General features: G+C 41.2%; 21 protein-coding genes. 10 read left to right on the top strand and 11 right to left on the bottom strand.

Annotated features, from left to right (window positions below):
* Positions 1 to 23 precede the first annotated feature (23 nt).
* Positions 24 to 1325 carry a DEAD/DEAH box helicase gene (locus AC1MCB_RS10175; protein WP_479968643.1) on the top strand — a complete coding sequence of 434 codons (1302 nt, stop codon included), beginning with the start codon at positions 24 to 26 and terminating at the stop codon, positions 1323 to 1325.
* A gap of 39 nt (positions 1326 to 1364) precedes the next feature.
* Positions 1365 to 1604, top strand: a complete 240-nt coding sequence (locus AC1MCB_RS10170) for a DUF1456 family protein (protein WP_479968642.1) — start codon at positions 1365 to 1367, stop codon at positions 1602 to 1604.
* A gap of 5 nt (positions 1605 to 1609) precedes the next feature.
* Here AC1MCB_RS10170 and AC1MCB_RS10165 read toward each other — a convergent pair whose 3' ends face one another.
* Positions 1610 to 1879, bottom strand: a complete 270-nt coding sequence (locus tag AC1MCB_RS10165) for a SemiSWEET family sugar transporter (RefSeq protein WP_479968641.1) — start codon at positions 1877 to 1879, stop codon at positions 1610 to 1612.
* Between the two features lie 170 nt (positions 1880 to 2049).
* Between AC1MCB_RS10165 and AC1MCB_RS10160 the strand changes: the two genes are divergently transcribed.
* The gene (locus AC1MCB_RS10160) at positions 2050 to 2460 is read left to right on the top strand and encodes a hypothetical protein (RefSeq protein WP_479968640.1); all 411 of its coding nucleotides are present in this window, start codon (positions 2050 to 2052) and stop codon (positions 2458 to 2460) included.
* A 70-nt stretch (positions 2461 to 2530) separates the two neighbouring features.
* Positions 2531 to 2779, top strand: coding sequence for a YtxH domain-containing protein (locus tag AC1MCB_RS10155; RefSeq protein WP_479968639.1), 249 nt, complete (start codon positions 2531 to 2533; stop codon positions 2777 to 2779).
* 151 nt (positions 2780 to 2930) lie between these two features.
* Here AC1MCB_RS10155 and AC1MCB_RS10150 read toward each other — a convergent pair whose 3' ends face one another.
* The 5 genes from AC1MCB_RS10150 to pyrE all read right to left on the bottom strand — a co-directional run bounded on the left by AC1MCB_RS10150 (position 2931) and on the right by pyrE (position 8654).
* A complete protein-coding gene (locus tag AC1MCB_RS10150; protein WP_479968638.1) occupies positions 2931 to 3815 on the bottom strand; it encodes an ATP-grasp domain-containing protein in 885 nt (294 codons plus the stop codon).
* An 86-nt stretch (positions 3816 to 3901) separates the two neighbouring features.
* Complete coding sequence (gene clpB, locus AC1MCB_RS10145) at positions 3902 to 6532, bottom strand: ATP-dependent chaperone ClpB (RefSeq protein WP_479968637.1); 2631 nt, start codon at positions 6530 to 6532, stop codon at positions 3902 to 3904.
* Between the two features lie 139 nt (positions 6533 to 6671).
* A complete protein-coding gene (gene purU, locus AC1MCB_RS10140; RefSeq protein WP_479968636.1) occupies positions 6672 to 7511 on the bottom strand; it encodes a formyltetrahydrofolate deformylase in 840 nt (279 codons plus the stop codon).
* A 76-nt stretch (positions 7512 to 7587) separates the two neighbouring features.
* Complete coding sequence (locus tag AC1MCB_RS10135) at positions 7588 to 7986, bottom strand: SRPBCC family protein (RefSeq protein WP_479968635.1); 399 nt, start codon at positions 7984 to 7986, stop codon at positions 7588 to 7590.
* A gap of 5 nt (positions 7987 to 7991) precedes the next feature.
* On the bottom strand, positions 7992 to 8654 hold the full coding sequence (gene pyrE, locus AC1MCB_RS10130; protein ID WP_479968634.1) for an orotate phosphoribosyltransferase: 663 nt from the start codon (positions 8652 to 8654) through the stop codon (positions 7992 to 7994).
* Positions 8655 to 8661: 7 nt separating this feature from the next.
* On the opposite strand from pyrE, the gene AC1MCB_RS10125 reads away from it, so the two are divergent.
* Positions 8662 to 9264 (top strand): NUDIX hydrolase, encoded by a 603-nt coding sequence (locus AC1MCB_RS10125; protein ID WP_479968633.1) that lies wholly within the window; start codon positions 8662 to 8664, stop codon positions 9262 to 9264.
* 7 nt (positions 9265 to 9271) lie between these two features.
* Here AC1MCB_RS10125 and coaD read toward each other — a convergent pair whose 3' ends face one another.
* From coaD to AC1MCB_RS10110, 3 genes are all read right to left on the bottom strand, one after another.
* On the bottom strand, positions 9272 to 9733 hold the full coding sequence (gene coaD / locus AC1MCB_RS10120) for a pantetheine-phosphate adenylyltransferase (protein ID WP_479968632.1): 462 nt from the start codon (positions 9731 to 9733) through the stop codon (positions 9272 to 9274).
* 77 nt (positions 9734 to 9810) lie between these two features.
* Positions 9811 to 10341 (bottom strand): 16S rRNA (guanine(966)-N(2))-methyltransferase RsmD, encoded by a 531-nt coding sequence (gene rsmD, locus AC1MCB_RS10115; protein ID WP_479968631.1) that lies wholly within the window; start codon positions 10339 to 10341, stop codon positions 9811 to 9813.
* Complete coding sequence (locus tag AC1MCB_RS10110; protein WP_479968630.1) at positions 10332 to 11288, bottom strand: DUF3822 family protein; 957 nt, start codon at positions 11286 to 11288, stop codon at positions 10332 to 10334. Before AC1MCB_RS10110 ends, rsmD begins: the two co-directional genes overlap by 10 nt.
* Here AC1MCB_RS10110 and AC1MCB_RS10105 point away from each other — a divergent pair.
* Positions 11287 to 12711, top strand: a complete 1425-nt coding sequence (locus AC1MCB_RS10105) for an ATP-dependent DNA helicase (protein ID WP_479968629.1) — start codon at positions 11287 to 11289, stop codon at positions 12709 to 12711. The two genes, AC1MCB_RS10110 and AC1MCB_RS10105, sit on opposite strands and share 2 nt — an antisense overlap.
* A 242-nt stretch (positions 12712 to 12953) precedes the next feature.
* On the opposite strand, the gene AC1MCB_RS10100 is transcribed toward AC1MCB_RS10105, so the two are convergent.
* Positions 12954 to 13475 (bottom strand): plastocyanin/azurin family copper-binding protein, encoded by a 522-nt coding sequence (locus AC1MCB_RS10100; protein WP_479968628.1) that lies wholly within the window; start codon positions 13473 to 13475, stop codon positions 12954 to 12956.
* 189 nt (positions 13476 to 13664) lie between these two features.
* On the opposite strand from AC1MCB_RS10100, the gene AC1MCB_RS10095 reads away from it, so the two are divergent.
* Positions 13665 to 14258, top strand: coding sequence for a TlpA family protein disulfide reductase (locus AC1MCB_RS10095; RefSeq protein WP_479968627.1), 594 nt, complete (start codon positions 13665 to 13667; stop codon positions 14256 to 14258).
* A 26-nt stretch (positions 14259 to 14284) separates the two neighbouring features.
* On the opposite strand, the gene trxA is transcribed toward AC1MCB_RS10095, so the two are convergent.
* Positions 14285 to 14596: a thioredoxin gene (gene trxA, locus AC1MCB_RS10090; RefSeq protein WP_479968626.1), complete on the bottom strand. Its 312-nt coding sequence runs from the start codon at positions 14594 to 14596 to the stop codon at positions 14285 to 14287.
* A gap of 197 nt (positions 14597 to 14793) precedes the next feature.
* On the opposite strand from trxA, the gene AC1MCB_RS10085 reads away from it, so the two are divergent.
* From AC1MCB_RS10085 to AC1MCB_RS10075, 3 genes are all read left to right on the top strand, one after another.
* Positions 14794 to 17013 (top strand): heavy metal translocating P-type ATPase, encoded by a 2220-nt coding sequence (locus tag AC1MCB_RS10085; protein WP_479968625.1) that lies wholly within the window; start codon positions 14794 to 14796, stop codon positions 17011 to 17013.
* Positions 17014 to 17076: 63 nt separating this feature from the next.
* Positions 17077 to 17298, top strand: a complete 222-nt coding sequence (locus AC1MCB_RS10080) for a heavy-metal-associated domain-containing protein (protein ID WP_479968624.1) — start codon at positions 17077 to 17079, stop codon at positions 17296 to 17298.
* Between the two features lie 8 nt (positions 17299 to 17306).
* Positions 17307 to 17870 carry a helix-turn-helix domain-containing protein gene (locus AC1MCB_RS10075; protein WP_479968623.1) on the top strand — a complete coding sequence of 188 codons (564 nt, stop codon included), beginning with the start codon at positions 17307 to 17309 and terminating at the stop codon, positions 17868 to 17870.
* Positions 17871 to 17895 lie beyond the last annotated feature (25 nt).

Here is a 17895-nt window from a genome sequence, read left to right as displayed (position 1 = left end):
TACCTTTGCAAAACAGAAACACCATGATAGAAAAAGTATTAGGCACTTTAAAAATTGCTGCGTTAAATGAAATGCAGCTAGCTTCAATTAACGCAGCAGCTGAAAAAGACGTTATATTACTTTCACCTACCGGGTCTGGCAAGACGCTTGGGTTTTTGTTGCCAATATTAAAACAGCTGAGTTCTGATGTTTCCTGCATCCAGACATTAATATTAGTACCCTCCCGTGAACTTGCATTACAAATTGAACAAGTTTTTAAGGCGATGCAAACCGGTTTTAAGGTAAATTGCTGTTATGGCGGTCATTCCACAAGGGTAGAGAAAAACAACCTGAGCCAGTTGCCTGCTGTTCTGATCGGAACGCCAGGGCGTATTGCATATCACATCCGCGCAGCTAATTTTGATCCTTCAACAATACAAACCTTAATTCTGGACGAGTTCGATAAATCACTTGAATTTGGTTTTGAAGTTGATATGGCCTTTATCGTCAGGCACCTTACATCTTTGAGAAAGCGAGTTTTGACTTCGGCTACCCGGATGAATGAGCTTCCTTCATTCACAGGTGTGAAAAATCCGGTAGAGATTGATTTTTTAAGTGATGCCAATACTGCACCTGACCTGGAGATCAAGGCAGTTATTTCTGCTGCTACCGATAAGCTGGAGACTTTGTTCGCCCTGATCTGCAAGATAGGCAGTAAACCTACTTTGGTTTTTTGCAATCATCGGGATGCGGTAGATCGCATAAGCCAAACTTTGTGGAACAGTGGCTTAGAACATGATGTTTTTCATGGCGGAATGGATCAGGAGGACCGGGAGCTTGCTTTGCTGAAGTTTAGGAATGGAAGTCACCGGCTGTTAATCACTACTGATCTGGCGTCTCGCGGTCTGGATATTCCGGAGATAGAATACGTAGTTCATTATCAGTTGCCACATACTAAAGAAGCATTTCTCCATCGTAACGGACGCACCGCACGTATGAACGCCACTGGAACCGCCTATCTGATCCTTTCTGAAGATGAAAAACCATCTTTCCTCGATTCAATTCCTGAAATAGAAACCTTACCAGCAGAAGCTAAGCTACCTGAAAATACTCCCTGGGTTACCTTGTACATTGCAGCAGGTAAAAAAGATAAGATCAACAAAATTGATATTGTAGGTTTACTGTTGAAAAAGGGCGAACTGCAAAAGGAAGACCTGGGTCGTATTGAAGTTTCTGATTTTGCTGCTTACGCTGCAGTAAAAAGGAATAAGGTTAATTCCTTGCTATCGCGGATCAAGGATGAAAAGCTAAAAAACCGGAAAGTGAAAATTGAAGTTTCAAGATAAAAGGCTTAAAGATAAGATACAAGCAAAATTTGCATAAAGATGAGCAACAATGATGTGATGAAAAAGCTTCGGGTAGCCTTGAAGCTAAATGATGACGATATAGTAAAGATTCTGGAACTTGTAGATTTCCGGATTACAAAAAGCGAGTTAGGCGCGATTTTTCGCAAAGAAGATCATCCTAATTACAAGCCCTGCGGTGATCAGATCTTACGTAACTTTTTAAACGGCTTGATTATCTATAAAAGAGGACCGCGACCTAAACCGGAAAATAAAGAATAATCTGTTTAGTCGTTCTTGGTATAGTGTCTTCTTAAAACCAGCATCCCAATATTTAGGCTAAAAGAAAAAGCGTTTGTAATAATAATTGGCAGGTCATCTCTCAATACCCCATACCAGGACCATAGCCCCGTACCCGACACCAGCATCCAGAACATAAACGGTGAGACGTCTTCGGCCTCTTTGGTCTTGATAGTTTTAATAAGCTGGGGTAGCAGTGAGGAGGCAGTAAGTATTCCGGCGATAAGCCCTATAGTCTTTATCAGTTTTTCATCCATATATACAGCGTTAGCACATAAGCAAGTGTTTGATGATATCTACCACGATTACAGGTGCATCAATCGAGTTTGTCTACAACGTTCCTTTAGCCGTGCTTGTTTAGCGATTGAATCTCTTTTTTAAAGAACAATGGCAAATTATGGTTGTTAAGAGTTTAAAACTAACTATTATGTCTTCAGATCAGAACGAGCAAAACCCTAATAACAATAAGGATAATATCAGCGAAAATGTTGATGATTCTCAATCTCAGAACAACAATGGTAATATTGGCCGTGAAGTTGATAATGAAAAGGAAGGTGATGGCAGCTTCAAAAATTTACCTGAAGAGATTGCAGACGAAAAGCCGGTTAATGAGCAGGGTATAGGTGAAAATAAGGAAATCCACTGGATTGGTAACCATGGTCAAAAGAGTTCAAACCGACCCGGTTCTCATAGTCAGGATAGCTATAGCGACCAGAATTTAACTGATGGAACGCAGCAGAACCGCACCAGAAATCATGTTACCAATGCTGGCGGAACTTCGCAGGAGGATTTAGAAAAAGGTAATACAGGTTTGACGGATGAAGAAAACGAGAAATAGAAAGAAAATGTGACTGTCAAAAATTTTGGCAAGGTATTTATTCTATATGGTTAACTAAAAACAATATCTTATGAACTACGACAGAAATAAATCAACAATTGGGACTGTACTACTAGTAGGACTTGCAGCGGGAGCGGCCGCCTGGTATTTGCTAAAAACAGATAAGGGCAGAGAAACTGCTGATAATCTAAGAAGTTCCTTTAACGATCTCAGCACTAATTTTAAAGATAAAGCTGCTGATAGTTTTGCCCAGGTTACAGAGCAGGCAAAAAATGTTATCGACAACCTGAAGTCCAAAACAACGAGTAATATGCAATAATTAGCTTGTTATAGGCTAATTTAAAGAAGCCAGTCTTTAACTTATTAGAAGTTAAAGACTGGCTTTTTTTATACAAAGCTAGAGGGATATAGCACAAGGTTGTGCCTAATAGTGAGATTTCACATAATCGTCAAATTTTCAACTGACTGACCTATCTTTTATGAGTACTGATCATTTCCGTTAGCGCGATAAAATAATTTTCGTAACTGTCCTGATTGGTAAACAGGAACAAAAAAGGCTCGATTAATTCCAGCTCCATCAATACGAATTCGCCATTTACTTCCAGTCCGTCAACGCGAGCGTACAGACAGCCTTTTGCAAACTGATCTACATATTCCTTCGCGGATTTCAACAAGTGAGCCGGTGCGGGTTCCGGATGGATACTTCCCCCGAGGTAGTGCTGTACCCTGAAATCTCCTGCTTTAGCTTTCTTCAGCAGATTGTGGCTGAAGGTTCCGTTGAAAAACAGGAACGACCATTCGCCATTGGTTTCTATTTCTCTAAGGAACGGCTGCACCATATAGGCTTCTTTAGTCAGGTAGCCATGCACCAAGGTGGTTACTTCAACCAGATTTGATCGGGTGATTTTGATTGTATTTTTTGAGCCCCCGCTAATACATGGCTTCACAATGAGCATTTCACTTTTTAGTTTTTCAAAGCAGCTACCCAGATCAGGGATTTCACCTTTTTCAAAATATAGTGTAGGCGTGACGTTCAGCCCGGCATTGCCAATCTCGCGCAAATAATGTTTATCGCTGTTCCATTTGATGATGCTTGCAGGGTTTAAAAGATCAAGCTTTAAATCTTCAAGTTTATTCAGCCAGTGATTAAATTCTTCGATCTTATCAAAGTAATCCCAGGGAGATTTAATTATTGCCAGATCATAGCTTGCCCAATTCACGGTGGGATCGTTCCAGACTTCCATGGTGAGGTCCAAGCCTTTATTCGTTAAAAAATTTAGGAGTATCTGATCTTCATTTTCAACGTTGGAAGTGTATTTATCAACATCCTCATAGCAAACGTACGCTATCTTCATAAAATAATTTTTTAAGGTTAGCAATGATACAAAAAAAACGAAGCCGGCCATTTAATTGGCCGGCTTCGTTGCGCTAACGCACTTGATTATATCGACGATTCCAGGTTATTTATTTGAGGTTCCGGAGTTGAATTCATAAATACAAACTGATTATCGAAAACATCCAGTTTAATCCGGCTATCCTTATCCACCTTACCGCCAAGGATACTTTTAGACAATTCGTTAAGGATGCGTTTTTGAATCACCCGTTTTAGGGGTCTCGCTCCAAATTGAGGATCATAACCTAATTGTGCCAGCCAATCAAGAGCTTCATCAGAAGCCTCGATCTGTATGCCCATCTCTGCTAATGTATCTTGAACTCCTTTAAACTGAAGCGTAACTATTTCACGCAGTTCTTCCCGGTTAAGAGGGGTAAACATGATCAGTTCGTCAATCCGGTTTAAAAACTCAGGCCGAATCGTTTGTTTAAGTAATTCGAACAGCTCACTTTTTGTTCGTGCAATAACTTCTTCACGGTTATCTTCATTCAGATTTTTAAAGTTGTCCTGAATTAAATGAGAGCCTATATTGGAGGTCATGATGATGATTGTATTCTTAAAATTCACTACGCGACCTTTATTGTCGGTTAGACGGCCGTCATCCAGCACTTGCAATAAGATATTGAATACATCCGGATGCGCTTTCTCAATCTCATCGAGCAGAATTACTGAATAAGGTTTTCTCCGAACCGCTTCGGTTAATTGCCCGCCTTCATCGTATCCGACATATCCCGGAGGAGCTCCAATCAACCGGGAAACTGAATGACGCTCCTGATATTCGCTCATATCAATACGAACCATTGAGTGCTCGTCATTAAAGAGAAACTCTGCCAAAGCCTTAGCTAACTCGGTTTTACCAACGCCGGTTGTTCCCAGAAAGATAAACGATCCGATTGGTTTACGTTTGTCCTGTAAACCTGCCCTCGAACGGCGGATGGCATCAGAGATGGCCTCGATAGCTTCATGCTGACCCGCCACCCGCTTATGCAGCTCCTCTTCCAGATGAAGGAGTTTCTCGCGTTCGCTTTGAATCATTTTCGTCACCGGAATACCAGTCCAGCGTGAAACCACACCGGCGATATCTTCTGCGGTAACTTCTTCCTTGAGCATGCGGCTATCAAGCTGGGTTTCTACAAGCTCTTTCTTCAGAGTTTCCACTTCGTCCTGAGCTTCTTTAATTTTCCCATAACGTAACTCAGCAACACGGCCATAGTCACCTGCGCGTTCCGCCTGGTCGGCTTCAAGCTTATAGTTTTCTATTTGTTCTATCTTGCTGTTTATTCCATCTACCAGGTCTTTCTCACCCTGCCATTTGGCCTTCAATGAATCCCGCTCGTTGGAAAGGTTGGCAATCTCTTCACTTAGATCCGCTACTTTCTTTTCATCATTTTCGCGTTTAATCGCCTCGCGTTCTATTTCCAGTTGCATAATGCGCCGGTTTAGCTCATCAACAACCTCGGGAACCGAGTCCATCTCTAAACGAAGTTTAGAAGCAGCCTCGTCCATCAGGTCAATTGCTTTATCCGGAAGGAAACGATCAGAAATATAACGCTGGGATAATTCAACCGCAGCTATAATCGCTTCGTCCTTTATCCGGACTTTATGATGCGTCTCATAGCGCTCTTTCAATCCCCGGAGAATGGAGATTGCATCCTGGGTATCCGGCTCCTCGACCATAACCTTTTGAAAACGACGCTCAAGAGCTTTATCTTTCTCAAGGTACTTTTGATATTCGTTTAGGGTCGTCGCCCCGATAGCACGGAGTTCGCCGCGGGCTAGGGCAGGCTTTAATATGTTTGCTGCATCCATAGCTCCTTCGCCACCGCCTGCACCCACCAACGTGTGTATTTCATCTATAAAAAGGACGATCTCGCCATCGCTTTGAGTGACTTCCTTGATTACCGCTTTCAGGCGTTCTTCAAACTCACCTTTATACTTGGCGCCCGCAATCAGCGCACCCATATCAAGTGAGTAAACAGTTTTGCTCTTCAGATTTTCAGGCACATCTCCCTGGATGATGCGGAATGCAATACCTTCCGCAATTGCGGTTTTACCTACACCAGGTTCACCAATCAATATAGGATTGTTCTTTGTACGGCGCGACAGGATCTGGATAACCCTTCGAATCTCCTCATCACGCCCAATAACCGGATCGAGCTTACCGGATTCGGCAAACTCATTTAGGTTTCGGGCATATTTATTAAGAGCGTTATAAGTGGCCTCAGCATTTTGATCTGTAACCCGGGTATTTCCCCGAAGCTCAGTAATAGCTTTCTTAAGGTCTTTCTCATTTACGCCCGAGTCTTTAAGCATGTTGCTTACCTTGTCGCCCGTAGACAGAATACCCAAAAGGATATGCTCAACAGAAACGAATTCATCTTTGAATTCTTTCAAGAAAGTCTGCGCCTTCTGCAAGGCCGTATTGGCAGACGATGAGAGGTATATTTCGCTTCCGCTCACTTTCGGGAAGCTTTGAATCTGAGCGTCCAGAACGGTTGTAAGCCGGTTTAAATTGACGTTCAGCTTTTTGAGAAGAAAGTTGATAACGTTCTCATCAACCAGTAACAAACTTTTTAATATGTGAGCCGTCTCAATAGCTTGCTGCTGATTGCCGGCTGCTATTTCAGAAGCCTTTTGTATAGCTTCCTGCGCTTTAATTGTAAAGTTGTTGAAGTTCATAACGTCAGAGTATCAAAACAGTTACCAGCTGTATTCAAACAGTCAAAGCGGAACATTTGTCGGTATTCGTAGGCTCCTGAGTGACGAAATGACTGTCTTTTAATATTATAAGATGAATAAGTAGCAGGTTGACTCGTCCTTATTCAAATAAAACGGTCTTATTACCTGCGATAAAAACCCGATCTTGAAACAACAACTGTAACGCTTTAGATAGAACAGCTTTTTCGACATCTTTTCCAGCAATAACCATATCGGAAACGCTGAACGTATGATTTACGGGAATTATTTGTTGCGCAATGATCGGACCCTCATCCAAGTCGTTGGTAACGAAATGCGCTGTGGCGCCTATTATTTTTACGCCTCGTTCATAGGCTTGTTTATAAGGGTTGGCACCAATGAAAGCTGGCAAAAAAGAATGATGTATATTGATTATTCTGTTTTCATAGTGTTTAATGAAATCGGGAGACAAGATTCGCATAAATTTCGAAAGAACAAGAAAATCTGGTTGATATGAATTGAGGGTGTTGATTATCTCATTTTCAAATTCAGATTTTGACTTATTATCATGAGAGATATGAAAAAAAGGAATTGAGAATTGGTTAGTAAATGCTTCCAGATTATTATGATTCCCAATGACACAACACACCTCAGCATTCAGAGTATTAAAAAAGTTACGGGTAAGAGTCTCTGCTAAACAATGGTATTCTTTCGTTACCAGAATAGCGATTTTTTTTTCCAGCTTCGGATTTATTATTAACCGTGCGTTTGAGGGAAGCTCCCTTTCAAGTTCCAGTTGTAAGTTGGGCCCTAAAGGTGAATTACCAGAGCATTCTATGCGGGTAAAAAAAGTCGAAGATCTTTCATCAACAAATTCACGCATAGCGGTAATATTTAGATTATGGCTAGCTAGAATGCGCGATATCAGAGCGACTAACCCCACTTTATCTTCGCACTGTATCAATATCAAATTTTTATCCATACAATGGAGATATTCATCCTATCACAATAAAATGTAACTGGACACTAAAAAATCAAAATTTACGATACCTCGGATCTTATTTAAAATATAGTTTTAATTTCTCTGTCTGGTGATCTGCAAGTTTCTGAAGGGGACCACTGGCCAGCATTTTCATCATCATATTCAGTTCGGCCGAAATAGTATGAACCGCCTCTGTTGTACCATTACCTGCATCATGAATGTTCCACTTCAACTCCACGGGAAAAGGTGCATCCTCTGAGGGTTTGATCACGATTTCTTGATTTTCTAGGCGCGATGAAACCTTCAAAGCTAGTTTTGCCATATTTTGGATGGTAAAGCGGGCTTCATCATCGGTTGATGACCAATTGTAAATATTATCAGGCATTAATTGCTGATGATTGTTCAGGTCGGCGAGGAATGCATAAACCACATCAGTCGGTTTGTTGACGATAGTTTTACTCTGGATGATTGTCATATAAGTCAGGCTGTTTTTTGATGAATGGAATTGCCCCACTCAGCAGGATTTTCGCGCCACTGGCGTAATAATCTCAAGTCTTCCTCAGAGACGAAATTATGATCTCTGGCGTAATCTATTAGCGCATTGTAGTCTGACAAGGTAGAGAAGCGGCATCTGGCACTTTTGAAATTCTCTGTAGCGGCATCGAAGCCGTAATTAAATATAGCTACTAGTCCGGCTACTTCAAGACCTCCTTCTCGCAGAGCCTCTACTGCCTGAAGGCTGCTTTTGCCGGTAGAGATCAAATCTTCAACTACCACCACACGCTGGCCTTCTGAAAAATCGCCTTCAATAAGGTTTCCTCTACCGTGGCCTTTAGGAGCTGAGCGTACGTAAATGAAAGGAAGCCCTAGTTCTTGCGCTATCAAAACACCTTGCGGAATCCCAGCAGTTGCAACTCCAGCGATAACTGAAACAGAACCAAACTCTTCCTGAACCAGAGAAGCCAATTTCTGACGGATATAAGTTCTTATAGTAGGATGGGAGAGCGTAATCCGGTTGTCACAATAGATCGGGGATTTCCAGCCGGAAGCCCAGGTAAATGGATTGTTGGGTTGTAATTTAATTGCTTTAATTTGCAACAAAAACTCAGCTACTTTTTGTTCAATCTCACTCTTGTTACTCATACCGCAAATGTATCAAATATATATCAACCAAACTGCTTTAATCCTTTCAGAAACTCTTGATTCGGCCATTGCAGATTATCAACAAATTGATTCTGAGACCTTTGAATTTATCAGCTTCTATAAGCGCTTCAAGGACGAACCGTTACCCGCGACCTATACGGTATTAAGCAAAAAACCTAAAGAATTGTTTAATAAAATTAAGTTATCATTAAGATATATTAAGGCTGCCGGGGGTGTCGTGCATAACGAGGAAAATAAATACCTATTTATTTTCCGTAAAGGAAAATGGGATTTGCCGAAAGGAAAAATAGAGAACGGAGAAAAAACCAAAAAAGCGGCAGTAAGGGAGGTTGAAGAGGAGTGTGGTATTACGGTGACGAAGCTGGATGAGAAACTTTGCAAGACCTACCACATTTATGAAATGAGGGGAGAAACAGTTTTGAAAAAAACAACCTGGTATAGAATGCGGGCGGATAATCAGCCTATACTAACTCCTCAGCATGAAGAAGACATTACAGACGCCCGATGGCTTGCTCCCGGAGATTTCGCTCTCGTAAAAGAAAATACATTCCCGCTGATCAGAGATGTCGTCGGACGGGTTGAGGCCTAAAGCATATCTACAAAAACTCTTTCGCCTCTTTAGGGATAAACTGACTTACATCGCCGTGGTATCTTAAAATATCCCGTACAATAGTCGAGCTTATAGACGAATAACCAGGTTTGCTTACAATAAATATGCTTTCTATTTCGGGAACCAGCGCATGATTCATTTGCGCAATAGCTTTTTCGTATTCAAAGTCGGACACCGTACGTATTCCCCGGATCATATAGGCTGCATTGATCTTTTTACAGAATTCTATGGTAAGGCCTTCATAAACCATCACTTCAACTTTAGGTTCCCCCGCAAAAACCGCTTCAAGCATTTTCTTGCGAGTTTCCGCACTTAAGAAAGAAGGTTTGCTGCTATTTAGACCAATGCCTACAACAATCTTGTCAAATAGGGAGATCGAACGTTTTAAAATATCAACATGTGCTTTGGTCACCGGATCGAACGAGCCGGGAAACAGGGCTATTTTCATGGCTTTAAAGGTAACGGATTAATATGCAATTGCGCAAATTTGATATCAATGGAGGTTATATCCAGTCTTGGTACATGCTATTCAAAGAAGCTGAAAGATGAAGAGCCGTATTGCCGTTGCTCTTTAAAATTAGGATGGTTATCCAACTTTTTCATACTCGGATGCTCAACGATAAGGTATCCGTCTTCCTTTACCAGCTTTCTTTCAAAAACTATTTTAGCAATTTCAGGTATTCTTGTCAGATCATAAGGAGGATCAGCAAAGATCAGGTCGAACGGTTCAGTTTCCATTTCCAGGAACTTAAAGACGTCCGCTTTGTAGGCCTTTATATGATCCAGCTTTAGTTCTTTGGAAATTTTCTTGAGGTAATTGAAACATCCGAAGTCACTGTCCACAGAAATAACCTCAGGTACACCTCTCGATGCGAATTCCAGCGAGATGTTACCGGTTCCGCTAAACAGGTCGAGCACCCTGGTCTCCTCGAAGTTAAACCGGTTGTTAAGAATATTGAAAAGTGCCTCCTTAGCGAGATCAGTGGTGGGTCGTACGGGCAAATTGGCCGGTGGATTAATCCGAAGTCCCCTGAGTTTGCCGCCAATTATTCGCATAGATCGAGACTGAGTAGAGAGAAGAACTTATGAGAATTAAAACCTTTAAAGGCTTCTATGTTGTTGATATGCGGTTCAGAGAAGCTAATCCTATCAAAATATTTTTGCAGCCTCGTATAGTGCTCGCTTTGATTGTCCATATCTCCTGAGATAATAACAGCATGATTCAGATCAATACTTAACTCATTGATAAGGGTCAATAGAAAATAATTGAACTCATCAGAATTTGCGATTTCAAATATATTATAGAACTCAAGTTTATCGTCTCTGATCACTGCGGCTTCAAAACTATCCTGGTTGAAATTCAGGAACAGTTCACCTTCATTTCCATTTTTTTTCAGGTTATTTATACCGGTTATAAACGGGTTTGCCTGACAAACAATAAGCGGATCGCTAAATGATTCCCGAAGGATATTTTCTACTGCCGCATCAACAGCGTAAATATTCTTTATGTCAAAAGTGTGGATATCAGTATCAATAAGTACAGAATCAGGTTGAGCCCCCAAAAACCTGCCATACTGGGGCATGTCGCCCTGAGTATATAGTTCCTGAGGAACAAAAGTAAAAGCTTGCGTTTGCAGACTGATCTTTACTTTTTCAAAATCCAGGTTTACAAATTCGTTCTCTGCAATCAGAATCTCCAGACGGTTTAAACCGCTGTAGGTGGAAGTGCTTTCAGGAAAATAGTTTTTAGCAACAATATTTAAACGGTCATTCTTTTTATCAACTATGGCGTATGAGTAGCTACTTGTTTCCAAATGAATAAACAAATGGCAGGCGCCTGCATTTTGCGGATTGAACTGATCATCAGTAAAAAGGATCGGGTTATTCATCATGAGCAAAAATAAAATTTCTGGGCTAATATACCTGATTTTATATTGCAGGCTATCGTTTTCAAACTTCAATGAGTAGGTTAGCTCATGCAGATTGTGCAAATTTGCTTTCATGCAGCCCATCCATATTTTGTTAGAACAGCAGTTCGGCAAAACGCCTACTGTTCAGCAATATGAGGTATTCCAATTACTTGAACGTTTCCTGAGGGTGGAAGAAGGTGATGAATGCTTTATGCTCAAGGGCTATGCAGGTACGGGTAAAACAACTTTAATAGGTGCGCTGGTTAAGGTGCTTCCGATGATTAAGCGGAGGTCAGTTTTGCTGGCGCCCACAGGGCGCGCGGCAAAGGTGATCAGCAGCTACTCTGGTAAACAAGCCTTCACGATTCATAAAAAGATTTACCGGAAAAAAGAGGCTGCCAGTCCCGAGATGAATTTTGTTTTAGGCGACAATCTTGCTGAAAATACCTTGTTTATCGTTGATGAGGCTTCCATGATTTCAGATCAAAGCGGCGATTTCAGCAGGCAAAGTTTACTGCATGATCTGATCAGTTATGTTTATAATGGCAAAAACTGTGCACTAATGCTGGTTGGTGATACTGCCCAGCTACCGCCGGTCGGGTCGGCTGATAGTCCGGCCTTAAACCCCCAACTTTTAAAGGATATTTTCACACTGGATGTCTTCAGCTACGAATTGACAGACGTTGTCAGGCAGGAAAAGCAATCGGGTATTTTATTCAATGCAACAGAAATCCGGGAACTAATTAGACAGGAGAGTAGCAGTTTCCCTCATATTCAGGTTAATGGGTTCAGGGATGTTTATCGGATGACGGGTGAGAAATTGGTGGAAGGACTTAATTATGCCTACAACAAATTTGGGATGGATAATACGCTAGTGGTTTGCAGGTCTAATAAAAATGCAAATTCTTACAATCAGAATATCCGGAACCGGATCTTATACCGCGAAGAAGAGCTTACCGGTGGCGACTATATTATGGTAGTACGAAACAACTATTTCTGGCTGCAGGCTGACGATAATAGCGGTTCCTTTATTGCAAATGGGGATATCGGCCGTATCAGAAAGGTTCGAAACCTGCACGAGCAATACGGTTTCCGCTTTGCAGAGATCGTTCTGGAATTTGTGGATTACCCGGATAAAGAGCCGTTAACCTGTAAAGTGTTGCTGGATACATTATATGCAGATACGCCGAGCCTTTCGAACTCCGAAAGCAAACGACTGTTTGAAGCCGTGATGGAGGATTATCAGCATATCCAAAATAAGCGGTTAAGACTTCAGGAAATAAAAAAAGATCCTTACTATAACGCACTTCAAATAAAGTTCGCCTTTGCTGTTACCTGCCACAAAGCTCAGGGTGGACAATGGGATGCCGTCTTTATCGACCAGGGTTATCTAACTGATGAAATGCTTAATACTGAATTTCTGCGCTGGTTGTACACTGGTATTACCAGGAGTTCAAAAGAACTTTTTTTAGTCAATTTCAGCGACCAGTTCTTTGGGGAAAAGATGAAAGATTAAGGACCACCTTGAATGGAAAAAAAAACAAGGATCCAGAGACAGCAATTCTCTTCCTGCACTTTAATCTTTGTTAGTTAAGCAAAATAAGGTAAAGAAAAAGGAACAAAGATTTAAAGACCTAAGATTCTCATCCTTGTCCTTTAACCTTCGTTCCTTGATCAAAAAAGAGTAAAAAACAGATCAAGTTTTATGAATTCTTACTCTTGCTCTTAAATCTTTGTTCTTTGATAAGCAAACTAACCTTATTCGGCGATTAATTTTCCTCTCATAGAGGCATAGTGTCCGGGGAAGGTACAGATGAAATCATAAGTACCTGCAGGCACAGTAAATGTGATAGTTTCTGATTCACCAGGGCCTAATAATTTAGTGTGAGCCATGATGGATGTCTTCATATCAGCTGGTATGTAATCCGTAGCTTTTGCAACCATTGCTTTCATAGCGAATGCCTCAACATCAGTACCGCCACCTAACAGAACAAAATTGTGTCCCATTGATTCTTTAGGCATAGTACCTTCGTTTTTCATAGTAAGAGTAACTTGTTCACCGGCTTTAACGCGTATTTCAGTAACGCTGAATTTCATTTGATCGTTTCCTGTAATCGATACAGTATTTGAAACGGTTGCAGATGGCGTAGTTACTTCTGGAAGTGCTGCTGAAGTATCTGCAGTTGTTGCCTGATCAGACGTGTCGGTTTTCTTTTCTCCGCCACAAGAGGCTAAAAACAGGGGTGCTGCCAATGCAGCGTACATCATTAATTTTCTCATAATTCTTTAAATTAAGTTCCGCAAATTTAACATTATTAAGTAACCGTATGTTTGCATTCGGTGTTTCTTTATTGAAGAATTGTCATAATCAGAGACTGAATTTCATAACATGATCGTAAAGCCATCAATTCACCAAAAATATTTCAACTAACTTGAAATCCTTATTTTCGCCCTAAAGAAACTTTAAATATGGCATTCCTCCACGCTTTCAAGCTAAAATGGATCGTAGCAGTAGCTATAGCTCTGCTAGCTGTTCTTTATTTTAATGTAGATGCCAGAACCTTAGTTGTCAGAGGCTTAATGAGGATCGGATTGTTTAAAGCGGATATAAAGAAGGACCGGCTAAAATTAATTAATAGCAATAGCTGGAAAGCGCCGGCGGAAATAGCTTTCAGCAATGCAGATGGACGCGAAGTAAAACTGGCAGAGAAAAAGGGAAAAGTTTTGTTTATCAACTTTTGGGCGACATGGTGTCCTCCATGTCGAGCGGAGATGCCTTCTATCAGCGCACTTCAAGGCAAACTTAAAGACAACGCGGGGATTGAAATCATGATGGTGGAAGTTGATAAGAAACCGGATGCTGCCATTGATTTTATGCGGAAGGGAGGCTATAATTTACCCGTTTATTCACCCAGATCATTTATTCCACCCGAAATATTCGATGGCAATCTGCCCACTACTATGGTGATTTCCGCTGATGGTAAGATCGTTTATCATCATATCGGAGCGGCAAATTACGATCATCCAGACTTCCTGAAATTTATTAACGATCTAAGCAGATAACCATTCTAGCGTGAGATTGAGTAGGATTAGCCTATGTGCTGTGCAATAATCTTTTCCAGTTGGTTTACTGGAACTACACCCGACTGACGCCATTTGATCTGTCCTTTGTGAAAAAGAATAAGTGTCGGTACTCCGGATATATTGTAAGCGGCAGAGGCGGAAGGATTCTTGTCAACATCAACTTTTAAAATGGTCGCTTTATCTCCAATCTTACTCTTTAATTCATCAAGCATAGGCGCCATCACTTTACAAGGGCCGCACCATTCTGCTGAGAAATCAACCAATACCGGTTTTTCTCCCTTTATCAGTTCTGCAAATTTACCTTTGGCTGTATTCATCTCCATGGTGTCTAAATTATAGAATTAGTGATATAATCTTTTTTAGAACGCTTTGTTTTTTGTTTAGGCAATTTAAAACCTGCCCATCCTTAGAATTATATAAATCTTTGCAGGAATCATATAAGTCATCCCACCAGCTTAGCGGCTATTTTTGTGGGATATTAATATTTGGAATGAAATAGCAGTCAGAATATAAAATGAAAACTCAAGAGAAAACGATCATTATTCCTGTAACCGGTATGAGTTGTGCGTCCTGCGCCAGCAGTGTAGAAAGTATGGCCGGGTCACAGCCAGGTGTAATCAATGCTGCTGTCAATTATGCAACTCAATCCCTTAAAATAACATATAATGACACTGCTTTACAATTAAAGGATCTGCGAAAAATCATTCAGAGCGTTGGTTATGATTTAATTATAGATGAAACCAATGCACTTGAAACCCAGGAAGAATTACAACGTTCAGCCTATCGCACACTGAAACATAAAACTGTATTCGCTGCGGTCTTAACGTTTCCGGTGGTTGTTGTGGGTATGTTTTTCATGGAGATGCCCTACGCTAACCTGTTCATGCTGTTACTCTCAACTCCGGTAATATTCTATTTTGGCAGGACGTTTTTCATAAACGCATGGAAACAAGCCAGCCACCGACAGGCAAACATGGATACTTTAGTTGCTTTAAGTACCGGAATGGCTTATTTATTTAGCGTCTTCAATACCGTTTACCCCGAGTTCTGGCATGCCCGGGGCCTGCATGCGCACGTATACTTTGAAGCTGCTGCAGTGATCATTGTCTTCATTATGCTGGGTAAATTGCTTGAAGAACGGGCGAAATCCCATACTTCAACATCGATCAAAAAGTTAATAGGATTACAGGCAAAGACAGTCACAATTCTCGAAGATGGAACTGAAAGAGAGATCCTGAGCGAAGACGTTAAAGTTGGCCAGCAGGTTATAGTAAAACCCGGTGAGAAAATAGCAGTTGACGGCGAAGTATCACAGGGGTTCTCCTATGTTGATGAAAGCATGATCAGTGGAGAACCGGTGCCGGTAGAAAAGAAACCCGGTGACAAAGTCCTGGCTGGAACGATCAATCAGAAAGGCAGCTTCCAGTTCACCGCCCGGAAGGTGGGCAGCGAAACAATGCTGGCGCACATTATTGAAATGGTCAAAAATGCGCAGGGCTCAAAAGCTCCCGTACAGAAATTAGTCGATAAAATAGCAGGGATCTTTGTGCCGATTGTAATGGGGATCGCTGTTACAAGTTTAGCCGCATGGTTGATAATAGGTGGCGAAAACGCTTTCACCCATGGCTTGCTGGCAATGGTTACTGTTCTGGTTATTGCCTGCCCCTGTGCTTTAGGGCTGGCCACACCTACCGCAATTATGGTAGGCATCGGTAGAGGTGCGGAACTCGGTATCTTAATTAAGGATGCAGAAAGCCTCGAATTAGGTCATAAGATTAACACCGTGGTTTTAGATAAAACCGGTACTATTACTGAAGGAAAGCCTGTGGTTACCGATATTGTCTGGAATGATTATGTTGATCCTGCTTTATTAAGTCCTGTGCTGTTAGCACTTGAAAGTAAATCTGAGCATCCCTTAGCCGCGGCGGTTGTCGAAAAGCTGAAGCATCAGGGTATTCAGCCGGCTTTAATCTCAGATTTCCAAAGCCTTACGGGCAGGGGAGTAAAAGCCTCCCTTAACGGAGAAGTTTATTACGTCGGCAGTCATAAATTGGTGGAAGATAATGGTGTTCAACCTTCTGCTGAAATGCTCAGGCTGATCAAAGCCTACCTTAGCGATGCAAAAACGGTCATATATTTCAGTAGTAAGACGGATGTTTTAGCCATCCTGGCAATCTCTGATCAAATTAAAAGTAATTCTAAGCAAGCAATCGACACCTTGAAGGCCAGTGGAATTGATGTCTACATGATCACGGGGGATAACCGGGAAACCGCTGCCGCAGTATCCCGTCAGGTGGGAATTGACTACTTTGAAGCGGATACTATGCCCGACGATAAATACAGTTTTATAAAGAAGTTACAAGCCGAAGGGAAAATAGTTGCCATGGTCGGAGATGGAATAAACGATAGTCAGGCAATGGCCCAGGCCGATGTTTCAATTGCAATGGGAAAGGGATCTGACATTGCGATGGATGTTGCTAAGATGACGTTAATCTCTTCAGATCTGAATAAAATACCACAAGCGATACTCTTGTCTCGTCAAACGGTTCGTACAATTAAGCAGAACCTTTTCTGGGCATTTATCTACAACCTGATCGGAATCCCAATAGCCGCCGGAATTCTATATCCTTTGAACGGGTTCTTACTGAACCCGATGATCGCCGGTGCTGCCATGGCTCTTAGCTCTGTTTCTGTTGTCAGCAACAGTTTACTTCTGAAATGGAAAAAGATATAATGTGCCAGGCAGACAAATTATAAAACAAATTTTTTTTACTTCATCAATAAAATAATATTCAAAATGGACACACTGAAATTCAAAACCAATATTAAATGTGCAGGCTGTATAGCCACAGTAACGCCTTTCCTTAACAATTTAACTGAAGTAGAAAACTGGGAAGTTGATACTATAAATCCTGATAAAATTCTAACAGTTGTATCAGAGAATATATCATCTCAAGAGATAATTTCAAAACTTAAGGAAGCCGGCTACAACGCTGAAACTATTAAAGCAGACTCGTAAATTTGCACATGGAACTTCATATAAAGAATATGGTATGCGACCGCTGTATTATGGTGGTTGATCAGCAACTAGAAAAGCTCGGATTTACAGTAACAGAATCACTTTTGGGGAAAGTAACAGTTTCTCCTGATCCTGATGAAAGTCAGCTCTCGCAGATCCGTCCAGCTTTGAAACTACTGGGGTTTGAACTGATAGACGAAAAGCGCAAGCAGCTGGTTGAGCAAGTCAAAAATGTAATTATTGAAATGGTTCATTATACAGATCCTGACGATATAAAGATCAATTATTCAGATTATATCTCATCCAGACTTGATATGGATTATCCCTACCTGAGCAGTCTTTTTTCGGAATCGGAAGATATCACCATCGAAAGATATATCATCAATCAAAAGATAGAAAAGGTTAAAGAATTGCTGGAATATGGCGAACTGAATTTAAATCAGATCGCCTTAAAAATGGGTTACAGCAGTGCCGCGCATTTATCATCTCAATTCAAAAATATCACCAGTATTACTCCAACTGCCTTTAAAGCAAACGAAATAAAAAGCCGGAAACCGCTTGATCAGATATGATTCATTAAATCAAGGCCATCCTAAA

This window comes from Daejeonella sp. AP26, assembly GCF_056680515.1.
This window is presented reverse-complemented; position numbering and strand designations above follow the sequence as displayed.

Excerpts from the sequence above, each read along its gene's own strand:
- AC1MCB_RS10175 (WP_479968643.1), top strand. The coding sequence starts at position 24 with ATGATAGAAAAAGTATTAGGCACTTTAAAAATTGCTGCGTTAAATGAA.
- AC1MCB_RS10170 (WP_479968642.1), top strand. The coding sequence starts at position 1,365 with ATGAGCAACAATGATGTGATGAAAAAGCTTCGGGTAGCCTTGAAGCTA.
- AC1MCB_RS10165 (WP_479968641.1), bottom strand. The coding sequence starts at position 1,879 with ATGGATGAAAAACTGATAAAGACTATAGGGCTTATCGCCGGAATACTT.
- AC1MCB_RS10160 (WP_479968640.1), top strand. The coding sequence starts at position 2,050 with ATGTCTTCAGATCAGAACGAGCAAAACCCTAATAACAATAAGGATAAT.
- AC1MCB_RS10155 (WP_479968639.1), top strand. The coding sequence starts at position 2,531 with ATGAACTACGACAGAAATAAATCAACAATTGGGACTGTACTACTAGTA.
- AC1MCB_RS10150 (WP_479968638.1), bottom strand. The coding sequence starts at position 3,815 with ATGAAGATAGCGTACGTTTGCTATGAGGATGTTGATAAATACACTTCC.
- clpB (WP_479968637.1), bottom strand. The coding sequence starts at position 6,532 with ATGAACTTCAACAACTTTACAATTAAAGCGCAGGAAGCTATACAAAAG.
- purU (WP_479968636.1), bottom strand. The coding sequence starts at position 7,511 with ATGGATAAAAATTTGATATTGATACAGTGCGAAGATAAAGTGGGGTTA.
- AC1MCB_RS10135 (WP_479968635.1), bottom strand. The coding sequence starts at position 7,986 with ATGACAATCATCCAGAGTAAAACTATCGTCAACAAACCGACTGATGTG.
- pyrE (WP_479968634.1), bottom strand. The coding sequence starts at position 8,654 with ATGAGTAACAAGAGTGAGATTGAACAAAAAGTAGCTGAGTTTTTGTTG.
- AC1MCB_RS10125 (WP_479968633.1), top strand. The coding sequence starts at position 8,662 with ATGTATCAAATATATATCAACCAAACTGCTTTAATCCTTTCAGAAACT.
- coaD (WP_479968632.1), bottom strand. The coding sequence starts at position 9,733 with ATGAAAATAGCCCTGTTTCCCGGCTCGTTCGATCCGGTGACCAAAGCA.
- rsmD (WP_479968631.1), bottom strand. The coding sequence starts at position 10,341 with ATGCGAATAATTGGCGGCAAACTCAGGGGACTTCGGATTAATCCACCG.
- AC1MCB_RS10105 (WP_479968629.1), top strand. The coding sequence starts at position 11,287 with ATGCAGCCCATCCATATTTTGTTAGAACAGCAGTTCGGCAAAACGCCT.
- AC1MCB_RS10110 (WP_479968630.1), bottom strand. The coding sequence starts at position 11,288 with ATGAAAGCAAATTTGCACAATCTGCATGAGCTAACCTACTCATTGAAG.
- AC1MCB_RS10100 (WP_479968628.1), bottom strand. The coding sequence starts at position 13,475 with ATGAGAAAATTAATGATGTACGCTGCATTGGCAGCACCCCTGTTTTTA.
- AC1MCB_RS10095 (WP_479968627.1), top strand. The coding sequence starts at position 13,665 with ATGGCATTCCTCCACGCTTTCAAGCTAAAATGGATCGTAGCAGTAGCT.
- trxA (WP_479968626.1), bottom strand. The coding sequence starts at position 14,596 with ATGAATACAGCCAAAGGTAAATTTGCAGAACTGATAAAGGGAGAAAAA.
- AC1MCB_RS10085 (WP_479968625.1), top strand. The coding sequence starts at position 14,794 with ATGAAAACTCAAGAGAAAACGATCATTATTCCTGTAACCGGTATGAGT.
- AC1MCB_RS10080 (WP_479968624.1), top strand. The coding sequence starts at position 17,077 with ATGGACACACTGAAATTCAAAACCAATATTAAATGTGCAGGCTGTATA.
- AC1MCB_RS10075 (WP_479968623.1), top strand. The coding sequence starts at position 17,307 with ATGGAACTTCATATAAAGAATATGGTATGCGACCGCTGTATTATGGTG.